We start from the raw sequence: 20,345 nt of genomic DNA, 5'->3' as shown, positions 1-20,345 counted from the left end.
TCAAAATTCAAACTTGAACAATCCTTTTGAAGAAAAGTCAAGTCCGCCTTCGATATCTTTTCCTCCTCCTAGCATTTCCAGCTCCACAACCATTTGAATAGATCGTCTCACCCTCACTATTTCGCTTCCAGCCATGGTATGCACGGTATCAACGATGGATGGAGAAGCGACCGAACCTCCAGGAATATCATAATTCACATTAAACTGTTCACGCCCATTATTGTCCAGAAACCGAATTTTACTCTTTATTTTATTGGGAAAGCTATTTTCATGCCGAAACCTGAACTCAGCATACATAAGTCCATCCTGTATATACTCATCATCAAGAAATTCCAGTCTCACCGTATCGCGAATAACCGGGGAATAAGTATTTGTTTCAGAATCGAGAAAGTCATTTTCAGTGAGTTCGTAGAAGAGAAGATCAACCTGTAGATCAGGAGCAAGCTTAATATCCTGAGCCTGTTCAAAATCCACATCCTTAAAACAGGAAGTCAGCATCAGACTAAGCCCGATCATAAAAAATGATATGATACGTGGTTTTAAAGGAAACATGAAGGCTTTCTTTGCCCAACGAAAATACCTATTCTTTATTGTTATAAATAATCAAGAAGCTCTTTTAACTTTTGGATCTGAGGGAACTGATTTTGAGAAACTTGATCTTCAGAACTAAGGTAAATGGCATACAAACCAAACCTGGAAGCCCCAATGATATCAGCCTCCAGATTATCACCTATCATCACCGACTTTTGAGGCAGCGCTTCACTTTTTTGTAAAGCCTTTTCAAAGATCTGAGGATGCGGTTTCTTTACTCCGGCCTCTTCAGAAGTGGTAATTGTTTGAAAAAAATCCAAAATCCCGGAATTCATCATCTTCCGTTGCTGGACTTCTTCAAACCCATTCGTAATTATGTGAAGCTTATAGGTTTTGCTTAAATGGGCCAGAACATCAAGACTACCCTCCAGAAGATGGTTGTTATTTGGCAAATATTCAATATAATCATCTGCTATTAAATTGATCGTTGTATCGCAGGCCTCAAATCGCAATGAGTCAAAACTTTCCTTTAATCTGCCATACCTCAGATCTTCCTTGCTGACCGAATTATTCCGATATAGCTCCCAATACCTGAAATTTATAGGTTTATAGACCTGCAGAAAATCATCTATATCTATTTCTATCTTCTGTTTCCTGAATATTTCCCTGAACGCCAGTGCGGAATTCCGGTCAAAATCCCAAAGGGTATGATCAAGGTCAAAAAACACATGCTCTATATCACTCAACCTCATGAATCTGTTTTAAAAAAGAATAATATAAGTTTTTATCTGAATATCTTGAAAAATCATGGTTCCGAAAAACGCCTCTAAATATACCCCCAACAGCTTTGACCTCCATGAGCATACGACTAAGATCTTCCCGAAGTTTTGTTTTTGACATGGTTTCCACCACCGAAGAATGAAACGCAAAAGGATGAACCTTCAATGGAGTGGTGACTTCCATATTGATATCGTAAAAAAGATAGGGGGTGGAAGTTCCTGCCCGGAACCCAGGCATTTCAGGATAACCCATAGAATGGTCATTATTGATCTCAAGTTCTATCAGATCGTTATAATTATCGGGCAGCCTGAGGTTAAACTTTGAATTCATAGCATGCTCAACCGGACTATGCACAATTTCTTCCATCCTCAGCTTTTCCTTCCTAAGGCTTCTAATTTCCTCCATGGCATAATAGCCCATTAATAAGCCTACCTTAGCGTAATCGGCTACAGATTTGATCACCGCCCTGTGAGGAATACGGTTATGGCTAATATTGCGATCATGAATAGAAAAATCGCTCAACTGGAACATGAACAGCATATAGATCTTATGTTTTTTGATAAGCTCTATCAGATCTTCGAAAATATCGAAAGGATCATCTTTTAACCTTACCCATACCTGAAGCCTGTCTGCCACTTTACCTAAATTCAAACTGAAAAGATCCAGCAACATCCCGATAAAGCTTCTGAGAAAACCTTTATTCTTAAAGATAAAAGTGTGTTCAGAAGTTATAATTGTTCCAGCCTTAAATTGCCGGTTGGCAACCTCAAGTTTAGGAAACCGCTCCAGAAGTATATCCCGGAACTTTATCGCCCAGATATCTACTACCGGTTTATGTAAAAAGCTTTCCTGGGAAGCGAGACTTTCGGCAGCAGGAAAACGACCGGCTTCATCTTTCACATGAGGAAGATATTCTTCATATCGGCTTAAAAGGTAGAAGGAAGCGGCAAAAATATCAAAAGGCAGATCACTGGCTTCAGGCAACGGAAAAAAACAAATTGTGTCATCCCAGGGCTGAACTTTGATCTCAAGTTCCGAAAACCCCTGTTCCATTAAAAGATCTACTTTCTGAATAAAAAATTCATTTCCCAGAGCCTGCCGCCCATAAGATAATTTTGCTCCGTCATGGGCTATAAATTCCTCTATCTTGGAAGTGAATTTAATTGGAATACCAAGCATATGTGTACAAATATGTTTGAACACATATATTATCCTAGGTGTAACTTTTTGGGTGTAGATTAATAACATTCAAAAGCTATCTTAAAGCATACCTTCATCGGCAAAGCTAAGGTAGGACTTTTCAGTTACAATAATATGATCAAGGACTTTGATGTCCAGACTTTCTGCCGCAGTTTTCAATTTTTTGGTTAGCTGCTTATCCGCTTCACTTGCTTTTAAATTTCCTGAAGGGTGGTTGTGTATAAGGATAATCGAAACTGCGCCAAGCTCCAGGGCTTTTCTGAGCGTTATCCTAACGTCAACCAGAGTACCTGTAATCCCACCTTTACTTATCTGAAATTTTTCAATTACCTTATTGCTATTATTGAGATAGATTATCCAGAATTCTTCATGAGGTAATTCACCAATAACGGGAAGCATGATCTCATATACGGAACGGCTGGATGTTATTTTCTTTTGTTCCAGAGCCTCTTCCAGCCTTCGTCTTCTTCCCAGCTCAAGTGCAGCCACAATTGCCACAGCTTTTGCGGGACCCACACCTTTGAATTTACACAGCTGATTGACAGAAAGTTTCCCCAGTTCATTAAGATTATTAAGGGTTGAAGAAAGAATCCTTTTACTTAGTTCTACCGCGCTTTCATTTTTGCTACCTGAACCAAGAAGTATGGCTATCAGTTCAGAATCACTTAGACTGGCCTTTCCTTTTTGGAGAAGTTTTTCCCTGGGCCGGTCAGCTTCGGCCCATTTCTTAATACTGAGGTTTACTTGTTCATCGCTCATCTTATGCTAAAGATAAACAATGGATCGAAATCAGAACAAAAACAATTGTATATCAAAAAGTTAAATGAGTGATTTTAACTCCTCAGGATCTAAACCTCCATAGTTACCACTACTCATCATAAGTAAAACCGAATCCTTAAGCGAAAGATTATTTAACTCCTCTTTGAAACTTTCTGATGTAGTAAAGACCTTAAGCCCTTCTTTATTGAAGGCTTTGCTGATCTGACCTATAGATACCGGCTCCAGCTTCTTAACAGCAATTGCCTCGGGTGAATAAAAAACCAAAGCCTCATCTGCAGGCTCCAGACTATCTTTATATTCCTTTAAAAACTCTGAATTCAGGCTGCTATAGGTGTGTAATTCCAGACAGGCTACAAGCTTTTTATTTGGATATTGTTCCCTGACTGCGGCCGTGCTTGCAGCTACCTTGGAAGGACTATGCGCAAAATCCTTAAAGATGACCGAGGAACCTTTTTCGGCAATTTTCTCAAGTCGTTTGGAAGCTCCGCTGAAAGTAGCAATCGCTTCATAGAAATCATCTTCATCCACTCCCATATGCTGACATATCCACTTAGCTCCTGCAAGATTATTCAAATTATGCTTCCCAAAGATTTCCAAAGGCAATTCTCCTTCCGGAACGTCCAGGATGGTCACATTTCCTTCTGTATGATAATCTGGAGTATGGTACGGATGTTTTCTAATGGGATTTTCAGATTCTTCCGCCAGCCTTTTCACTTCAGGATCTTCCTCGTTATAAACCAGGATTCCGCCATTTACTATGGAATCAATAAAAATTCTGAACTGCTCCACATATTTGTCATAGGTTGGAAACACATTGATATGATCCCAGGCGATCCCGCTCAAGAGAGCAATATTTGGCTGATATAAATGAAATTTTGGTCTTCGGTCTATCGCTGAAGAAAGATATTCATCCCCTTCTATGACTATAAAATCGTTCTCACCTGTTAAATGGAGAGGATTCTCCAGCCCATTCACTGCTGCCCCCACCATATAATCGATCTCCTTTTCGTGATAATTCATCACGTGGAGGATCATAGATGTAATAGTTGTTTTTCCATGAGAACCACCAATAACAACCCGGGTTTTATCCTTAGATTGTTCGTATAGAAACTCCGGATATGAATATATCTTCAAACCGAGGTTCTGAGCTTTAATCAATTCAGGATTATCATCTTTAGCGTGCATCCCGAGAATTACGGCATCAAGCTCTTCAGTAATATATTGTTCATTCCATCCTATTTCCTCCGGAAGTAATCCATATTTAGCCAGTTTTGATCTGGAAGGTTCAAAAATTGCATCATCGCTTCCTGTTACCTCATGACCTTTTTGTTTTAAAACAATTGCCAGACTATGCATGGCACTTCCCCCAATGGAAATAAAATGAATTTTCATGGAAATTTTTTGTGCAAATATAAGATTTTGACAGAGCTGGCAGGACTAATATTAGAGTCTCTGAATTTTTTGTTTTTCTGCCAATGCCTTTTCGAATTCAGGATCTATAGCAAGTGATCTTTCAATATGATCCAGTGCGGCCTGACGGTTGTTCTGCACCCGTTCTATTTGAGCGAGCCGGAGGTATGCCCATGCAGGACTCTTAAGATCCTTATATCCGTAATTTTCAATATACTCTTCCAACAACCTTTTACCTTCTTCCAGATTAATTTCATAGATAGCAGCTGCTTCTCCCAATTCATATTTTAGATAATTCCTGGTAAGTAAATCAGGATTCCTCACAGCTATTCTGATAGCTTCGTTGTATTTATTTTTGGCCAACTCCCGGTACTTTTCAATTTTATAGATGTAAGCGTCAGCTAAAAGCGCATCAACTTCATTTAAGCGATCCAGATCTGAAGCATAGCTTTCAGCAATTGTCTTACTCCCCCCAATAAACCCGGGAATTTGCATATAGAATTCAACCAAGGCTCTTCTTACCTCCGTATGTTTCGGATCAAGTTCAGCAGCCTTATTCAAATGTTTCTTAATATCTCCCAGGAGCAATGCTGCCTCGAATTTAGAACCATAATATGCCTTCATTCCCATTGCTCCTCCCAGTTTGAAATTATACATGGCATTTCCGGGGTCCTTTTCCACCAGATCATCATAATATCCAATGGCTTCATCCCAGTTTTTATTAAAACTGGCGATATCTCCCAAAAACTCTATAGCCTTCGGCTTATTTTCATGTTCCTGAAATATTTCTTTTGCTTCATCGATTTCTCCATTGTTCAGCTTCCTTTCCCCATCAGCCATACTGGTTTGAGCGAATGACATACCTACAAAAAGGTAAAATAAACCGATGAGGTGCTTAAATTTTGTTAACATAGATAAATTTTTCTTAAATTTAGTCCGACCAAGACCCTGTTTACCAATATAATTGGGTTAATATGCTAATAATTGTTAAGATGTTACTTAAAACAACTCGGCATATTAAAAATTATTTTAATATTTGTGCAACTTTTAATGAGTTTTAACCTAATACTAATTGAAATTAACACCTAGCCTATGCAAAATTTTACTTTAAGGGGAAGAAGAATCAAATGGTTCTTTTTTTCCTTTCTATTGTTTGTTGGAACAATCCCCTCTATCTATGGGCAATGTCCAACTGTTACTGATCCAGCGCAAAGTTTTTGTAATGCCCTGTACACAGTTTCAGACCTTCAACCTATGGGTGCCACATGGTACGCAGATGAAACCTCCAGTCAACCACTCCCAGCTGATGAATTATTGATTGACGGGGAGGATTATTATGCTGATTCCCCAGACTGTACAACTCCTAGGAGTGACAGAATGGTCACTGTGACAATTACAGGACCAACTGCAGCTCCCGTGGTTCAGGATGACTTTTTCACACCCTGTAGCGGTGGAGGTCCCTATGATGTAGGAGACCTAAAGGAAGCTATTGATGCTGAACCAGCACCGAGTGGCTATACCTTAGAAGTTTTTCAAACAAGATATACTGCAGAGGAAACCCCTCTAAATGACACCGAACCTATTACTGTAGGCAATTATTATGTTGGCTATAGTGATGGTTCAGGATGTGAAACAAGAAGAAAACCTGTTCGATTCGAACCTGTGGATGCACCTGCGCCAGCAGCAACCTCCCCTCAAACAGTTTGTGAAGGCACTACCGTCAGTGAGCTTGAAGCTGAAGGTGTAAATATGTGGTACCGAACACAAACCTCTGAACCTGCTTTATCTGATGATTATGTTGTCCAGGATGGCGAGACCTACTGGGCTACCCAAATAGTACCAGTTGATGGCCCTCCATGTGAAAGTGAAGAAAGAACAGCTGTACAGGTAACCGTGGTTTCTTTTGATGCCGGAGGACCTGTAAATGGTGAAATTTGCCGGGATGATTTACAAGACCTTATAAATAGTGGCACTTCGGCAGCAACTATCCTATCTAACTTTATAGATCCACCGAGACCAGGATTATTTGAAGACAATACGGTTACTTTTAATCCAACCTTAACCTCAGTTATTAACGACTTTGAAGCTGGAGACAATCTTCTGGAGTTTACAGGAACTTTTACCTCTCCGGAAGAATGTACTGATGATGTTAGTTTTACTATCAATGTAAATCCCTCATACAATGCCGGAGAAAATAACACTGAGGGCAACGTTGTTTGTCGTGCTGAATTCTCTGAAACAGTAACTGAGACGGAAGTTGAAGATTATTTAACATCTCTTCTATCTGGTAATGACCCAGGAGGAGATTTTTCCAATGTTCCTTCAATTACAAATGATATCAATAATGGACTACAAGGTCCGTTCAGTTCAACTTATACCGTTGGGGCCGGCCAACCTTGTGAAGATAGTGCTGATTTGGCGTTTGAAGTTGACGAAGCAGAAGATTTAGGAGTGCAGATTGGAGATGGAATATTTTGTCAATCTGAAATAGATTCAAGACTTGCACAAACAACAATGTATGAAGCTTTGGCAAGAGAAATCTTTCTGGAGCAACTGGATCCTAGTGTTCCTCAGGATGGGGATTTTGAAAACATGACCTTAGGAGAGGTTGTTACTTCATATGGTAATGGAACAAGAGCCTTCTCTACGACCTATTCTATTACAACTGAAAATGGTTGTACATCTTCAGTAGATATTTCGATTGAAATTATTCCAGATTATAATGCTGGTGAAAGTAACACCGAAGGTAACGAAGTTTGCCGTGCTGAGTTTTCAGAAACCGTAACTGAAACAGAGGTAGAAGATTACTTAACTTCTTTGTTAAGTGATGATGCTGATGAGGGAGGGCAATTTTCAAATTTAACCTCTATCACAAATGATATTAATGCAGGCTCCGAAGGACCTTTTAATTCAACCTATACAGTTGGCGAAGGAGAACCCTGCCCAGATACAGCAGAATTTGAATTCACAGTCAATAATGGTGCAGATCTGGATTCATATGCACTAAGTACGGGTGTAACCAATGTCCCTTTATGTAATGATGATATACCGGGACTTGTTAATCAGATTCCTGAAGATGTAATCCAGCTTTATATGGACTTGATTCCTGGTGCTCCTGAAGGAGGAGAATTTGATCCCTCTATTCAAAGCATCATTGAAAGCTATGATGCTGATAACTTTCAAACCTTTGCAACTACCTACTCCGTAACAGTTGATGGATGCCCTGATTCTATCTTGTTGAGCTACACAGTAACTCCAGGAGAAGCAGCAGAGGCAGGAAGCTTTGATGATTACCCTACACCTTTATGTACTAGCGATGAACCGTTAGATTTAACTACTTTAACTAATAACGATCCTGATGCGCAGGAAGGTGGAACTTTTACCGGAGAAGGTGTATTGAATAATACTTTTGATCCTTCACAAGTTGATGGTGCCGGAGTTTATACGATCACATATACAGTTAACAGCTCTGTCCCTTGTGTTGATGGAGAAGATTTTGCAGAATTTGAAATCACTGTTGAAGAATCACCAATCTCTGCTAATATTAGCAGAAGCCTATGTGTGACAGAAGCGCAAAGTTTGATTTCAAATCCAAGTGAAGGATATGCATATATCCTAGGTATTCTTGATGAAACTGGAATTGAAACTGTGAATCCGATGCAGTTTGATCCAGATCCAACTCTTGAAGCCCAAAGAATGGCAGACTATATAGAAAATCCAACTTCAGATCCTGAAACTTTTAATTTTACATACGAGACGATTTCCACCAACACCTGTAGTGATGGTGCTATCAATCTTGAGATCACGATAACTCCGACTCAGGATGCTGAAGCCGGTGAAATAACCCCTCGAACCGTTTGCATTGGAGACGGAAATATAGACCTAAACGATTATTTAGTTGGCTCTGGTGCCACTACTGGTGGAACCTTCTCAGGACAAGGTGTAAGTGATAATGAATTCGATCCTTCAATTGGAGTAGATACTTATACCATCACCTATGAAGTAGATGCCTCAGGAGACTGTGTTACTCCAGGAACCAGTGATTCTACAGAATTCCAAATTACTGTAACCGGAAGCAGGGAATTAGGCCCAACTATTACAAGAAGAGTTTGTGTTGATGATTTTCCTGATAATGAAGATGATCTAACAGATTATTTAGCTGGTCTTATAGGATCAAACTATTCTTCAGCTGGAACTTTTGCTCCTTCTGTAGCAGATTTAATGGAAGACTATAACGAAGAAGCTGTTCAAACTTATGAAACTACCTATACTTTAGGTAGTGGAGATTGCGAGGATTCTGTAGCTATCGAGATTGAAGTATTCTCCGAGGAAGCAGCAAATGCCGGAAACATTGACAGCTTTACAGTATGTTCTGATAGTGGGATGGTTATTCTAGCCAACTATCTAAGCGCCGATGCTACACCTGGAGGAACCTTTACAGGAGAAGGCGTTATTGATGGAGAGTTTGATTCCTCCCTCGGCGATAATGGAACTGGCTATAATATTACTTATACAGTTGATGATTCAGCTTCCTGCGTATTAGACGGAACAGAAGACAGCGTTGAATTTACCATAACTGTTGATGATAGCTTTACTATAGAAGCGGATACAGATAGAATTCCGATTTGCGAAAGCAATGTTGACGAATTATTTCCTAATCCTGCTTCAACAGTAAGAGCTTTTTACCTTGATATGTTAGCAGATGATGTTCCTCAGGATGGTCAGTTTGAACCTACTATTCAGGAGTTGATTAATAGGTACAACAACGTTACCAAAACTGGTGATTTCACTACTAGATACACAGTAACTCAAGGAGAATGTTCAGCATTCGTAGATCTTACAGTTGAAATCTTAGAGCTTGAGACTATAGATATAGGCGCAATACCAGATCCAGATCCGGTATGCCAGAATGATTCAGAAGTTGATCTATTCTCGTATCTACCTGATGGAATGGATGCTTCCGGAGCTTTTGAGGGTTATGAAGATGGAACATTAGACCCATCCAGTTTGGATCCGGACACTTATGATATTACCTATACAATTGAAGACGATGCTAATTGTACTGAAGGTTCTTCAACTTTCACTCTTACAATATCAGATGCAGCTAACGCAGGTGAACAAATCACCTCTCCAGAGAATCCATTAACAGTATGTACTACGGATGCAGAAATCAATCTTTTTGAAAATGCAATTTCAGCAGATGCTGATATGGATGGAACATTCACTCTTGACGGGGAAGAAATTGAAGGTGGTATGATGAACCCGGCTGAATTTGATGCTGATACTTATACTATTATTTATACAGTTGCTGCAGTCAACGATTGTGGGGATGATTCAGTAGAAATTACAGTTGTGGTCAATGCAGCTCCGGACGCTCCGGATGTAGCGGATACTGTTCCTTTCTGTGCGATCCAATCGCCAACAGGAGCCGATCTTTTGGGTGATGATGACAGCCTGACTTTCTATACTGATGAAGCACTCTCTATGATGCTTACAGCAGAAGAAGAACTGGTTGCAGGTACTTATTATGTTACTCAAACTAATGATGCCGGATGTGAATCTGATGCAGCTGAAGTTGAAGTGACTATATCAGACCCTGGCACACCAACTACAGATGATACTAATCCTGAATTCTGTGAATATGATGATGCAACAATTGCAGATTTAACAGCTTCTCTAGATCAGACAGCTAATATTACCTGGTATGATTCTGAAGATAGTATGGAGCCATTGAGTACAGGAACTGCCCTGCAGGATGGAGTTACTTATTATGCATCATTGTATGATTCGGAAACAGACTGCGATAGTTCAGATAGACTTGCTGTAACCGTTACTATCGAAGATTGTCCATTACTGTTCCCTGAAGGTATTTCTCCTAATGGAGACGGAATGAACGATATATTCGATATCGAAAATATAGAAAGAGAATATCCTAATTATACTATTGAAATCTACAACCGTTGGGGAGATGTAGTATACAAAGGAAACGCCAACACCCCGGAATGGGATGGCACAGCCGCCACCCAATCAGGTACTTTAGGCGATGACGTATTGCCTGTTGGAGTTTATTTCTATCTCCTCGACTTCAATGATGGAGTTACTGCTCCAAGAAGAGGAAAAGTATACTTAAGTAGATAATAAAAGGATAAACACGAGAAAGTAATGAAAAAAATAATCACAAAATATTTAATATTCGCAGGCATTATCCTTTTCTCCATAAAAGGAATGTCTCAACAGGATCCGCTTTTCACTCAGTACATGTATAACATGAGTGTTATCAACCCGGCTTATGCTACCGATGACCCTGGTATGCTGAACATGGGTGGAATCTATAGAGCTCAGTGGGTAGATGTTGAAGGTGCACCTCGCACCCTAAACTTCTTCGCTCACACTCCAGTAAGTGAGCGTGTGGAATTAGGCCTAACCGTTGTACACGATGAAATTGGAGGCTGGGTTAAGGAGAATAACATAACCGCAGATTTTGCTTATGTTATTCCTGCCGGAGAGACCACTAAATTATCATTTGGTGCTAAAGCTGGTTTAACAACCTGGGATGCTAATCTTGCCGGATTAGACCTTAACAATCCTAACGATCCCGCTTTTGAGAACCAAAATGAGATTTTTCCTGTATTCGGAGTTGGTGCATTTTGGTTTGGAGACAAGCATTATTTGGGTGTTTCTGCTCCTAACCTGTTCACATCAAAACATATCGAAAACAGTTCAGGGCTTCAGGATCTAGGATCTGAAGAAGTGCACTACTTTTTAACTGGGGGATATGTTTTTGGACTCAGTGATAACTTTAAACTCAAGCCATCTTTTATGGCCCGAGGAGTTCAGGGGGCACCTCTTTCAGTAGATGTGAATGCCAATGTTCTTCTTTACGATCGTTTAGAGGCTGGCGTAGGATATAGATTTGATGAGAGCATTACCGGTTTGATAAACTTCAGAATCACTCCTGCATTAAGGATAGGTTATGCTTACGATTATCCAACCTACGATTTAAGTGATGATGGATCACACGAGATCATGCTATTATTTGATCTTGATCTATTTGGACTTAAAAAAGGATATGACAAATCACCGAGATTCTTCTAAAACCCGACTAACATGAAAAAATTATATAGTACACTTTTAATAATTTCTATAAGCATTACTGCCTTCGCTCAGAAGTCGGATATACGGGATGGAAATAAATTTTTCGCCCAGGCAGCCTATATTGATGCCGCCGATGCTTATGAGAACGTAAATGACAAGTCTCAGGAAGTTCTTCAAAATCTAGGAGATTCCTACTTCTATACTAACCAGATGCAAAACGCAGCTGAAGTATATGAGCTATTATTCCTGAGACATTCCGGAAATATTGAACCGGAATATCAGTTCAAATATGCCCACGCCCTTATGGCAGTTGGCAACTATGTAAAAGCTGATGAATACATGAACCAGGTAACTGGTGAAAACTGGAACCATGAAGAATTTGCTGATGAGCTTGACACTCTTGTTCCTCACAAATTCAAATATGACCAGGTAATGAATAACCAGTCTTCTTCAGATTTTGGAATTGCATTCTATGGGGACCGTGTAGCTTTCGCTTCTACAAGAAATCAGGAGCGACCTATCTATCCATGGAACAAACTTCCAACTTTGGACCTGTATAGTGCTGCAATGAACGATGAAGGAGAAATGAGCGATATCGTTCTTTTCTCTGATGCGATCAATACAGATCAACATGAAAGTTCTGCAACTTTTAGTCAGGACGGAAATGTAATGTTCTTTGACAGGACCAATGCAGACAGAGTGAAGAATGAAGAAGATGTTCGTATTGCCCATATTTCCCTTTATCGTGCCGAAAAAGTAGACGGAGAATGGACAAATATCGAGAAACTGCCATTTAGCAGTGAAGAATATTCAGTAGAACATCCTAGCTTAAGCGCTGACGGCAGTAAACTATACTTTGCCAGTGATATGCCAGGTGGTAGTGGATCTTTCGATCTATACGTAGTAGATGTAAATGAGGATGGAACCTATGGTTCTCCTCAAAATCTTGGTCCCGGGGTGAACACTGCTCACAGAGAGCAATTCCCTTTCATTAGTGAAGAAGATATTCTTTATTTCGCTTCTGATGGACACCAGGGATTCGGAAATCTTGATATCTACAGAACTGAAGGTGACTTCTCAGAAACTGAGAACCTTGGAGCCTCTATCAACAGTGGTCATGACGATTTCGCTTTTGTGATTAAGGAAGGTGACGAAGAAGGATTCTTTGCTTCAAACAGAAGAGGCACTGATAACCTTTATCAGTTCGTTAGAGAAGAGAATGAGATCATTGAAGCTCCAACCGTAACTGATGAGACCAGTGGTCAGGATATTATCCCTATCGATGGAAGCAAGATCTACTTTGACTTCGACAAGTCTACCATCAAGCCTGAGTCCGAACCAGTACTTGATTCTGTGGTAACTTACATGAACGACTATCCGAAGATTAAAGTAAAGGTCGAGTCTCATGCAGATGCAAGAGGAACTGACCAGTATAACATGGATCTTTCTGAGAGAAGAGCCGCTTCTACTGTTGACTACCTTGTAGAACACGGTATTGACAGAAGCAGACTAACTTCTGAAGGATTTGGTGAAAGCCGACCAGTAAATGACTGTACGGAGCCAACAGGATGCACAAGCGAACAATACGCTAAAAACCGTAGAAGTACATTTGTAGTTTCCAATAATGGAAACTCTACAAATAGGGATATGGAAGAGAACCCGGAAATGGAGAACGAAGAAGAAAACTAAGTTTTCTAACCGATACTAACTAACCAATCAAAAAGTGAAAATCCCCATGCAATGCATGGGGATTTTTTTTTAGAAGAAAAGTAATATTTTATTTTTCTGGAGGATAACCAGCCAGAGCCTTCTCCACAATTTTATCAAACCTCTCCTGCCTTTCCTGAGGCTCGGCATTAATATTAAAAGGACTTTCCACCACTGCCTGCCAGACAAGAGCATCTTTTTCAACATCAATAAAGTCAAAGCTAAGCTTAAGATAAGTATCCATTTGTCCTACAGGAATTCCTCCGGATACACCAACACCGACATTTCCTCCACCTCCACCGATACCAACTCCAACCCGGCTTCGGTTATCCTGTTCAAAGCGTTCTGTATAAACATTAACATAGATTCCGGGATCTTCAGACTTGGAAAATCCCTTTGCCTGCATTTTATTATGGAGACTTTCTATTAACCGGCTTTCATCTAACTGACTTAATCCGGATTGAAATTCAGGAAATAATGCGTAGGTTGAATACTGGGAAAAGTTAACCTGCTGATCGTAGTCATAAACAGCCTGTGGAGCATTACAGGCCGCTAAAAACAATAAAAAAAGAGAATATTTAAGTAGTCGCATAACTGATTTTTACTAAAATTACGCAAAATCAGTTCCAGACCTAAATGGTTTAACAGGAATTAAACAGCCTCTTTATTAAGCATTTGCCACAATCTGTCCTTTAATTCGATAAGCCCAGTTTGAGCAACCGAGGAAATAAAAATATAAGGCAGCCCAAGATTATCGTCCAGTTCCTTTTCCAGTTCTTCCTTTAGCTCAGCATCCAGAAGGTCACTTTTTGAGATAGCAATAAGTCTATCCTTATCCATTAACTCAGGATTATAACGCCTAAGTTCATCAACAAGAATCTCATATTGTTTCTCTATATCAGGAGCATCTGCAGGAATAAGAAATAACAAAGTTGAATTTCTCTCAATATGCCTAAGAAACCTGTGTCCAAGCCCTTTGCCTTCCGCTGCGCCTTCAATTATCCCGGGAATATCAGCGATCACAAAAGTTTTAAAATCCCGATACTTCACAATCCCAAGGTTGGGTTTTAAAGTTGTGAATTCATAATCGGCTATCTTTGGCTTCGCCGCCGTAATAACCGAAAGCAAGGTCGATTTGCCGGCATTTGGGAATCCTACAAGTCCAACATCTGCCAGAACCTTTAATTCAAGAGTAATATCAATCTGCTTACCATCTATTCCTGGTTGTGCATAACGAGGCGTCTGGTTAGTTGAACTTTTAAAATGCCAGTTTCCTCTACCTCCCATTCCTCCTTCGGCAACGATGAATTCCTGACCATCTTCGGTGATTTCCTTTATAATCTTATTAGTTTCAGAATCTCTTATCACTGTACCCAAAGGCACCTCAACATATTCATCGGAACCATCCGCACCGGTACTTCTTTGTTTTCCGCCGTTTTCCCCATGCTCAGCCTTTACGTGCCTTTTGAATTTTAAATGGAATAAGGTCCAGAGATTTTTGTTCCCTTTTATAATCACATGTCCTCCACGACCGCCATCGCCTCCATCAGGCCCTCCTTTTGTAATGTACTTTTCACGATGGAGATGAGCAGAGCCCTTCCCTCCTTTTCCGGAAAAAACATGCATTTTCACATAGTCAACAAAATTCCCTTCAGTCATTCTATTTTATTTCATTAGCTTATCAATCACAGTACTTAGTCGTTCAGTGATCTCTTCAATACTTCCTACCCCGTCTACGCCAAAATATCTGTCCTGCTTCTGATAATAATTCTTAAGAATAGCAGTTTCGTCGTAATATACCTTTATACGATTTCTAATCACGTCTTCATCAGCATCATCAGGTCTTCCCGAGGTCTTTCCCCTTTCCAGCAAACGCTCTACCAATATATTATCCTCAACTTCCAAAGCTATCATCGCATGCACCATGGTTCCTTTAGATTCAAGGAAATCCTCCAAAGCATCAGCCTGGGTTTCAGTACGCGGAAAACCGTCAAAAATAAAACCATTGGCACCTTCATTCTTCTCTACTTCTGCTTTCAGCATATTAATGGTAACCTCATCGGGAACCAGCTGTCCCTTATCAATATACGATTTGGCGCTAAGACCAAGTTCAGTCTGATTTTTGATGTTATACCTGAACACATCTCCCGTAGATATATGCACAAGATTATACTTATCCTTTAGAATTGTCGCCTGAGTTCCTTTGCCTGCACCCGGAGGGCCAAACAATACAATATTTGTCATTTTATTTTCTTTGCGTTTATATACTTGAGTTAGATTACGGCCAAGACCATCATAATCCAAACCGAAACCAACAATAAATTTATTGGGTATCTCCATTCCGATATAGTCCACCGGAATATTCTTTTTATAGGCTTCCGGTTTATAGAACAGGGTAACCACCTTGTAATCCTCAACCTCAGCCTTTTTTAAAATCTGATCGATCTCAACCAGTGTGTTCCCTGTATCTACAATATCTTCCAGCAAGATTACGCTTCTTCCCTTAAGCTCCTGGTTCAATCCAAGCAGAGTCCTGACCTTCCCTGTGCTTTCGGTTCCTTCATAAGAACCCAGTTTAACGAAGCTGATTTCGCAATCCCCGTGAAATCTTTTTATCACTTCGGAAGCAAACATAAAAGAACCATTCAGAACCCCAATGAAAACAGGCTTTTTATCACCAAAATCCTGATTTAGTTTATCTGAAATCCTCTCTATAGACTTAGTAATTTCCCTTTCTGAAATAAAAGGTTCAAATTCAAGATCATGCAGCTTTATCAAAATTCTCAGATTTTAAGTGGCAAAGATAAGGAATCTCGATAAGCCCAACAGCCCGATTTCTTACCGAATATGCATTGCAGGAATTACGAATAGGTTATTTTTGCGAAAAGGCTATTCATTTTATGGTAAATTATTTTTCATCAGACTTTAAACTGGCAATTCTCGGTGGTGGACAACTCGGGAAAATGGTGTTATATGAAACCCGGAAATATGATATTCAGACACTTGTTCTGGATCCCAGCGCAGAGGCCCCATGTAAAATATCCTGTAATTACTTTGAACAGGGAGATCTTATGGATTATGAAACCGTTCTGAATTTCGGAAGAAAGGCCGATGTTGTCACTTTTGAAATTGAGGGAGTGAACGTAGATGCCCTCAAACAACTGGAATCGGAAGGAATAAAAACTTATCCATCAGCCACTACCTTGGAAAAGATTCAGAATAAAGCCACCCAAAAGAAATTTTACAGGGAGAAAAATATCCCAACTGCGCAATTCGAGGTTTTTGATTCCATCAAGGAATTAAAAGGAGCGATAGAAGATAGAAAAATTAGCATCCCTTTTGTCTGGAAAAGTGCTACAGGAGGTTATGATGGCAAAGGAGTTTCGGTAATCAAAAAACAGGAAGATCTGGAGGTATTATCAGAAGGAGAATGCATTGCTGAAAACTTGATTCCCTTCAAGAATGAACTTGCCGTGATCGTAGCCAGGAATCCTTCAGGGGAGATGAAAACCTATCCGGTAGTGGAAATGGAATTCCATCCGACTGCAAACCAGGTAGAATATGTGATATGTCCGGCGAGGATCGATAAAAAAGTAGCTGAAAAAGCCAGAAAGACTGCAGAAAAGGTTTCTGAAGCATTCCAGCATGTTGGTTTACTTGCTGTAGAAATGTTTCAGACAGAAGATGATGAGATCCTGATAAATGAAGTTGCTCCAAGACCACATAACAGCGGTCATTACAGCATTGAAGCTTCGTACACCAATCAGTTTGAGCAGCATATACGCGCAATCCTCAATTTACCGCTTGGAAATACAGATAGTAAAGTAGGTGGAATTATGGTAAATTTGGTGGGAGCCGAAGGTCATGAAGGAAATGTGGTTTATAAGAACATCGAAGAGATTATGAAAATGGATGGCGTAACTCCTCATATCTATGGTAAGAAAATAACACGCCCTTTCAGAAAAATGGGCCATGTGACCATAGCAAATAAGGACCTGGCAGAAGCCAGAAAGATCGCCGAAAAGGTCAAGAACAGTATAAAAGTAATAAGCGATAATAAATAAAGGAATGGGAAAAGTAGCAGTAATAATGGGCAGCACAAGCGATATGCCTGTAATGCAGGAAGCTATAGATATTTTAAAAGGCTTTGATATTGAAGTGGAAGTAGATATAGTTTCTGCACACCGAACCCCCGAAAAACTTTTTGAATTTAGTAAAACAGCGCATGAAAAGGGTATTCAGGTCATCATTGCAGGAGCAGGAGGCGCCGCACATTTACCAGGGATGGTAGCTTCATTGTCTCCCCTACCCGTAATTGGTGTTCCTGTAAAATCCCGAAACTCCATAGATGGCTGGGATTCTGTACTTTCCATTCTTCAAATGCCAGGCGGGGTTCCCGTTGCCACTGTGGCCCTGGATGGTGCTAAAAATGCAGGTATCCTGGCTGCCCAGATCATAGGTTCTTCAGATAAATGTGTACTGGATAAGATCCTGGTTTACAAAGAAGGACTTAAGACAAAAGTCATAGAAGGTGCAAAATCCCTAAAAAATAAGAAAGACCGCTAAAAGCGGCCTTTCAAGTAGTTTTAATCTGTATTATTATTTATTAACCATTCTAAATATAAAACCAGAACTTTGTAAACTACTATGTGAATTTTAAGTTAAATCTATATTAGTCATAACTAAAATAGATAAAAAATTTAAAATATGGCTTTTACGTTAAAAATATTTATCGATAACGTTAACTCAACATTACTAAATGGATTCTCAGAATATATTACTTACAGAATTTGATTATGCTCCTTTTTCCAAAATAAAGACCGAAGATTATAAGCCGGCTATTTTGGAAGCCGTGGAGCTCGCGAGGAAGGAAATAGATGAAATTGTTAATTCTACAGAGAGCCCGACTTTTGAAAATACCCTGGAAGCCCTGGAGTACTCAGGTCAGAAACTTGACAGGGTCACCAGTATCTTTTTCAATATAAATTCAGCAGAAACCAACGAAGAAATTCAGAAGATCGCACAGGAGTTATCTCCGGTCCTTTCAGAATTCAAGAACGACGTTATATTGAATAAAGGTCTTTTTAAAAGAATAAAAAGCATTTTCGAGAAGAAAGACACGCTGGACCTCAACAAAGAGCAGAACATGCTTTTAGAGAAAAAGTATAAAGCTTTTACCCGGAACGGCGCAAACCTTTCTGAGGACAAACAAACAGTGCTTAGGGAGTTCGATAAGGAGCTTTCCAAACTAAAGCTGAAATTTGGAGAAAATGTTCTGGCAGAAACTAATCGCTATGAACTGCAGGTGACCAATGAGTCAAAATTAGGAGGTCTACCTGAAAGTTTCAAAGATGAAGCAAGATCTGTAGCCAAATCTAAAGATAAGGACGGCTGGATATTCACGCTGGAATATCCAAGTTATATTCCTTTTATGAAATATGCCAACGACAGGGAATTGAGAAAGGAACTGGCACTTGCCTTCGGTTCCCGCGGCTTCCATAATGACGAACTTGATAACCAGGAGAACGTTCTTAGAATTGCCAAATTAAGATACAAAAGAGCTAAACTCCTTGGGTTTGACTCCCATGCTCACTTTGTTTTAGAAGAGCGAATGGCGGAAACCCCGGAAAAGGTTGATTCTTTCCTGAATGAAATGCTGGAAAAAGCAAAACCTGCTGCCGAAAGAGAGTTTAAAGAACTGGAGAATTTCGCAAAAGATCTGGATGGAATAGACGAGCTTCAGAAATGGGACGCTGCCTTCTATGGTGAAAAACTCAAACAGAAACTGTTCAATCTTGACGATGAAAAACTAAAGCCATATTTCAAACTTGAGAATGTAATCAGTGGGGTATTTACCGTAGCACAGAAACTTTACGGACTAAACTTTGAAGAAGTTCACAATATAGATAAATATCATCAGGATGTTAAAACCTTTCAGGTCACAGATGAATCCGGAGAAAATATAGCCCTCTTCTATGCTGATTTTCATCCGCGACCTGGCAAAAGAGATGGTGCATGGATGACTATCTACAAACAACAGTACGTTCAGAATAATGTAAATGAAAGGCCGCATATTTCCATAGTCTGTAATTTCACCAAACCTACAGAAAAGGAACCATCCTTGCTCACTTTTAATGAGGTTACCACCCTGTTCCATGAATTTGGGCATGCCCTGCATGGAATGCTGGCAAATACGACCTACCCAAGCCTCTCAGGGGCAAATGTATACTGGGACTTTGTGGAACTGCCCAGCCAGGTGCTGGAAAACTGGTGTTACGAGAAAGAATCCCTTCAGCTATTTGCTAAACATTACAAGACAGGCGAGGCAATTCCGCAGGAATACATCGATAAGATCAAAGAATCGGCAAACTTCCTGGAAGGAATGGCAACCCTTAGACAATTAAGCTTCGGAATGCTTGATCTTAGCTGGCATGCTGTGGATCCTTCGGGAGTAGTAGACGTAAAGGAACATGAAATCAAGGCTTTTGAGCCAACGAAATTATATCCGGATGTTACTTCAAATTGCATGAGTACGGCATTTTCGCATATATTCCAGGGAGGCTATTCTGCCGGTTATTATTCTTATAAATGGGCCGAAGTCCTGGATGCTGATACTTTTGAGTATTTCACGGAAAATGGCATCTTCAGTAAGGATATTGCAGATAAGTTCAGGGAAAATATACTTTCAAAAGGTGGTACGGAACATCCAATGGAACTCTATAAACGTTTCCGCGGAAAAGAACCAAAACCGGATGCGCTGTTAAGAAGAGCCGGATTGATCTCAAAATAGCTCCTATCTAAGGCTATATCTGTAAATCTTATCGTTTCTATAACTTTTGATA

Annotated in this window: 15 protein-coding genes; 6 read left to right on the top strand and 9 right to left on the bottom strand. The window is 39.9% G+C overall.

Annotated elements, in window-relative coordinates:
* From LU635_RS00655 to LU635_RS00630, 6 genes are all read right to left on the bottom strand, one after another.
* Entirely contained in the window at positions 1–552 is a 552-nt protein-coding gene (locus LU635_RS00655; protein ID WP_240095261.1) for a hypothetical protein, read from the bottom strand.
* Between the two features lie 41 nt (positions 553–593).
* Positions 594–1,283, bottom strand: coding sequence for a YjjG family noncanonical pyrimidine nucleotidase (locus LU635_RS00650; RefSeq protein ID WP_240095260.1), 690 nt, complete (start codon positions 1,281–1,283; stop codon positions 594–596).
* Entirely contained in the window at positions 1,270–2,490 is a 1,221-nt protein-coding gene (locus LU635_RS00645) for a polysaccharide deacetylase family protein (RefSeq protein ID WP_240095259.1), read from the bottom strand. Before LU635_RS00645 ends, LU635_RS00650 begins: the two co-directional genes overlap by 14 nt.
* 81 nt (positions 2,491–2,571) lie before the next feature.
* The gene (radC, locus tag LU635_RS00640) at positions 2,572–3,270 is read right to left on the bottom strand and encodes a RadC family protein (protein ID WP_240095258.1); all 699 of its coding nucleotides are present in this window, start codon (positions 3,268–3,270) and stop codon (positions 2,572–2,574) included.
* A gap of 60 nt (positions 3,271–3,330) precedes the next feature.
* Entirely contained in the window at positions 3,331–4,683 is a 1,353-nt protein-coding gene (locus LU635_RS00635; protein WP_240095257.1) for a UDP-N-acetylmuramate--L-alanine ligase, read from the bottom strand.
* A 51-nt stretch (positions 4,684–4,734) separates the two neighbouring features.
* Positions 4,735–5,613, bottom strand: a complete 879-nt coding sequence (locus tag LU635_RS00630) for a tetratricopeptide repeat protein (RefSeq protein ID WP_240095256.1) — start codon at positions 5,611–5,613, stop codon at positions 4,735–4,737.
* Between the two features lie 180 nt (positions 5,614–5,793).
* Here LU635_RS00630 and LU635_RS00625 point away from each other — a divergent pair, with 180 nt between their 5' ends.
* Genes LU635_RS00625 through LU635_RS00615 form a run of 3 tightly spaced genes read left to right on the top strand, consistent with a single transcriptional unit; the run spans position 5,794 to position 13,485 of the window.
* Entirely contained in the window at positions 5,794–10,839 is a 5,046-nt protein-coding gene (locus tag LU635_RS00625) for a T9SS type B sorting domain-containing protein (protein WP_240095255.1), read from the top strand.
* Between the two features lie 24 nt (positions 10,840–10,863).
* On the top strand, positions 10,864–11,796 hold the full coding sequence (locus LU635_RS00620; protein ID WP_240095254.1) for a PorP/SprF family type IX secretion system membrane protein: 933 nt from the start codon (positions 10,864–10,866) through the stop codon (positions 11,794–11,796).
* A 12-nt stretch (positions 11,797–11,808) separates the two neighbouring features.
* Entirely contained in the window at positions 11,809–13,485 is a 1,677-nt protein-coding gene (locus LU635_RS00615) for an OmpA family protein (RefSeq protein WP_240095253.1), read from the top strand.
* 88 nt (positions 13,486–13,573) lie between these two features.
* Here the strand turns inward: LU635_RS00615 and LU635_RS00610 are convergent, their stop codons facing one another.
* Genes LU635_RS00610 through LU635_RS00600 form a run of 3 tightly spaced genes read right to left on the bottom strand, consistent with a single transcriptional unit; the run spans position 13,574 to position 16,281 of the window.
* On the bottom strand, positions 13,574–14,095 hold the full coding sequence (locus LU635_RS00610) for a DUF4136 domain-containing protein (protein WP_240095252.1): 522 nt from the start codon (positions 14,093–14,095) through the stop codon (positions 13,574–13,576).
* A 59-nt stretch (positions 14,096–14,154) separates the two neighbouring features.
* Positions 14,155–15,162, bottom strand: a complete 1,008-nt coding sequence (gene obgE, locus LU635_RS00605) for a GTPase ObgE (RefSeq protein WP_240095251.1) — start codon at positions 15,160–15,162, stop codon at positions 14,155–14,157.
* Positions 15,163–15,168: 6 nt separating this feature from the next.
* A complete protein-coding gene (locus LU635_RS00600) occupies positions 15,169–16,281 on the bottom strand; it encodes an adenylate kinase (RefSeq protein ID WP_240095250.1) in 1,113 nt (370 codons plus the stop codon).
* A gap of 122 nt (positions 16,282–16,403) precedes the next feature.
* Between LU635_RS00600 and LU635_RS00595 the strand changes: the two genes are divergently transcribed.
* The 3 genes from LU635_RS00595 (at position 16,404) to LU635_RS00585 (ending at position 20,293) form a co-directional block, all read left to right on the top strand.
* Positions 16,404–17,567: a 5-(carboxyamino)imidazole ribonucleotide synthase gene (locus LU635_RS00595; protein ID WP_240095249.1), complete on the top strand. Its 1,164-nt coding sequence runs from the start codon at positions 16,404–16,406 to the stop codon at positions 17,565–17,567.
* Positions 17,568–17,571: 4 nt separating this feature from the next.
* Entirely contained in the window at positions 17,572–18,069 is a 498-nt protein-coding gene (gene purE / locus LU635_RS00590) for a 5-(carboxyamino)imidazole ribonucleotide mutase (RefSeq protein WP_240095248.1), read from the top strand.
* Positions 18,070–18,262: 193 nt separating this feature from the next.
* A complete protein-coding gene (locus tag LU635_RS00585) occupies positions 18,263–20,293 on the top strand; it encodes a M3 family metallopeptidase (protein WP_240095247.1) in 2,031 nt (676 codons plus the stop codon).
* Positions 20,294–20,345 lie beyond the last annotated feature (52 nt).

The organism is Christiangramia crocea (assembly GCF_022410465.1).
Classification (GTDB): Bacteria; Bacteroidota; Bacteroidia; order Flavobacteriales; family Flavobacteriaceae; genus Christiangramia; species Christiangramia crocea.
The sequence above is the reverse complement of the archived record's forward strand: the minus strand, read 5'-3'. Positions and strand labels throughout refer to the sequence as shown.

What these genes read in the sequence shown, in the direction of transcription:
- LU635_RS00655 (WP_240095261.1), bottom strand. Translation starts at nt 552, where the DNA reads ATGTTTCCTTTAAAACCACGTATCATATCATTTTTTATGATCGGGCTT.
- LU635_RS00650 (WP_240095260.1), bottom strand. Translation starts at nt 1,283, where the DNA reads ATGAGGTTGAGTGATATAGAGCATGTGTTTTTTGACCTTGATCATACC.
- LU635_RS00645 (WP_240095259.1), bottom strand. Translation starts at nt 2,490, where the DNA reads ATGCTTGGTATTCCAATTAAATTCACTTCCAAGATAGAGGAATTTATA.
- radC (WP_240095258.1), bottom strand. Translation starts at nt 3,270, where the DNA reads ATGAGCGATGAACAAGTAAACCTCAGTATTAAGAAATGGGCCGAAGCT.
- LU635_RS00635 (WP_240095257.1), bottom strand. Translation starts at nt 4,683, where the DNA reads ATGAAAATTCATTTTATTTCCATTGGGGGAAGTGCCATGCATAGTCTG.
- LU635_RS00630 (WP_240095256.1), bottom strand. Translation starts at nt 5,613, where the DNA reads ATGTTAACAAAATTTAAGCACCTCATCGGTTTATTTTACCTTTTTGTA.
- LU635_RS00625 (WP_240095255.1), top strand. Translation starts at nt 5,794, where the DNA reads ATGCAAAATTTTACTTTAAGGGGAAGAAGAATCAAATGGTTCTTTTTT.
- LU635_RS00620 (WP_240095254.1), top strand. Translation starts at nt 10,864, where the DNA reads ATGAAAAAAATAATCACAAAATATTTAATATTCGCAGGCATTATCCTT.
- LU635_RS00615 (WP_240095253.1), top strand. Translation starts at nt 11,809, where the DNA reads ATGAAAAAATTATATAGTACACTTTTAATAATTTCTATAAGCATTACT.
- LU635_RS00610 (WP_240095252.1), bottom strand. Translation starts at nt 14,095, where the DNA reads ATGCGACTACTTAAATATTCTCTTTTTTTATTGTTTTTAGCGGCCTGT.
- obgE (WP_240095251.1), bottom strand. Translation starts at nt 15,162, where the DNA reads ATGACTGAAGGGAATTTTGTTGACTATGTGAAAATGCATGTTTTTTCC.
- LU635_RS00595 (WP_240095249.1), top strand. Translation starts at nt 16,404, where the DNA reads ATGGTAAATTATTTTTCATCAGACTTTAAACTGGCAATTCTCGGTGGT.
- purE (WP_240095248.1), top strand. Translation starts at nt 17,572, where the DNA reads ATGGGAAAAGTAGCAGTAATAATGGGCAGCACAAGCGATATGCCTGTA.
- LU635_RS00585 (WP_240095247.1), top strand. Translation starts at nt 18,263, where the DNA reads ATGGATTCTCAGAATATATTACTTACAGAATTTGATTATGCTCCTTTT.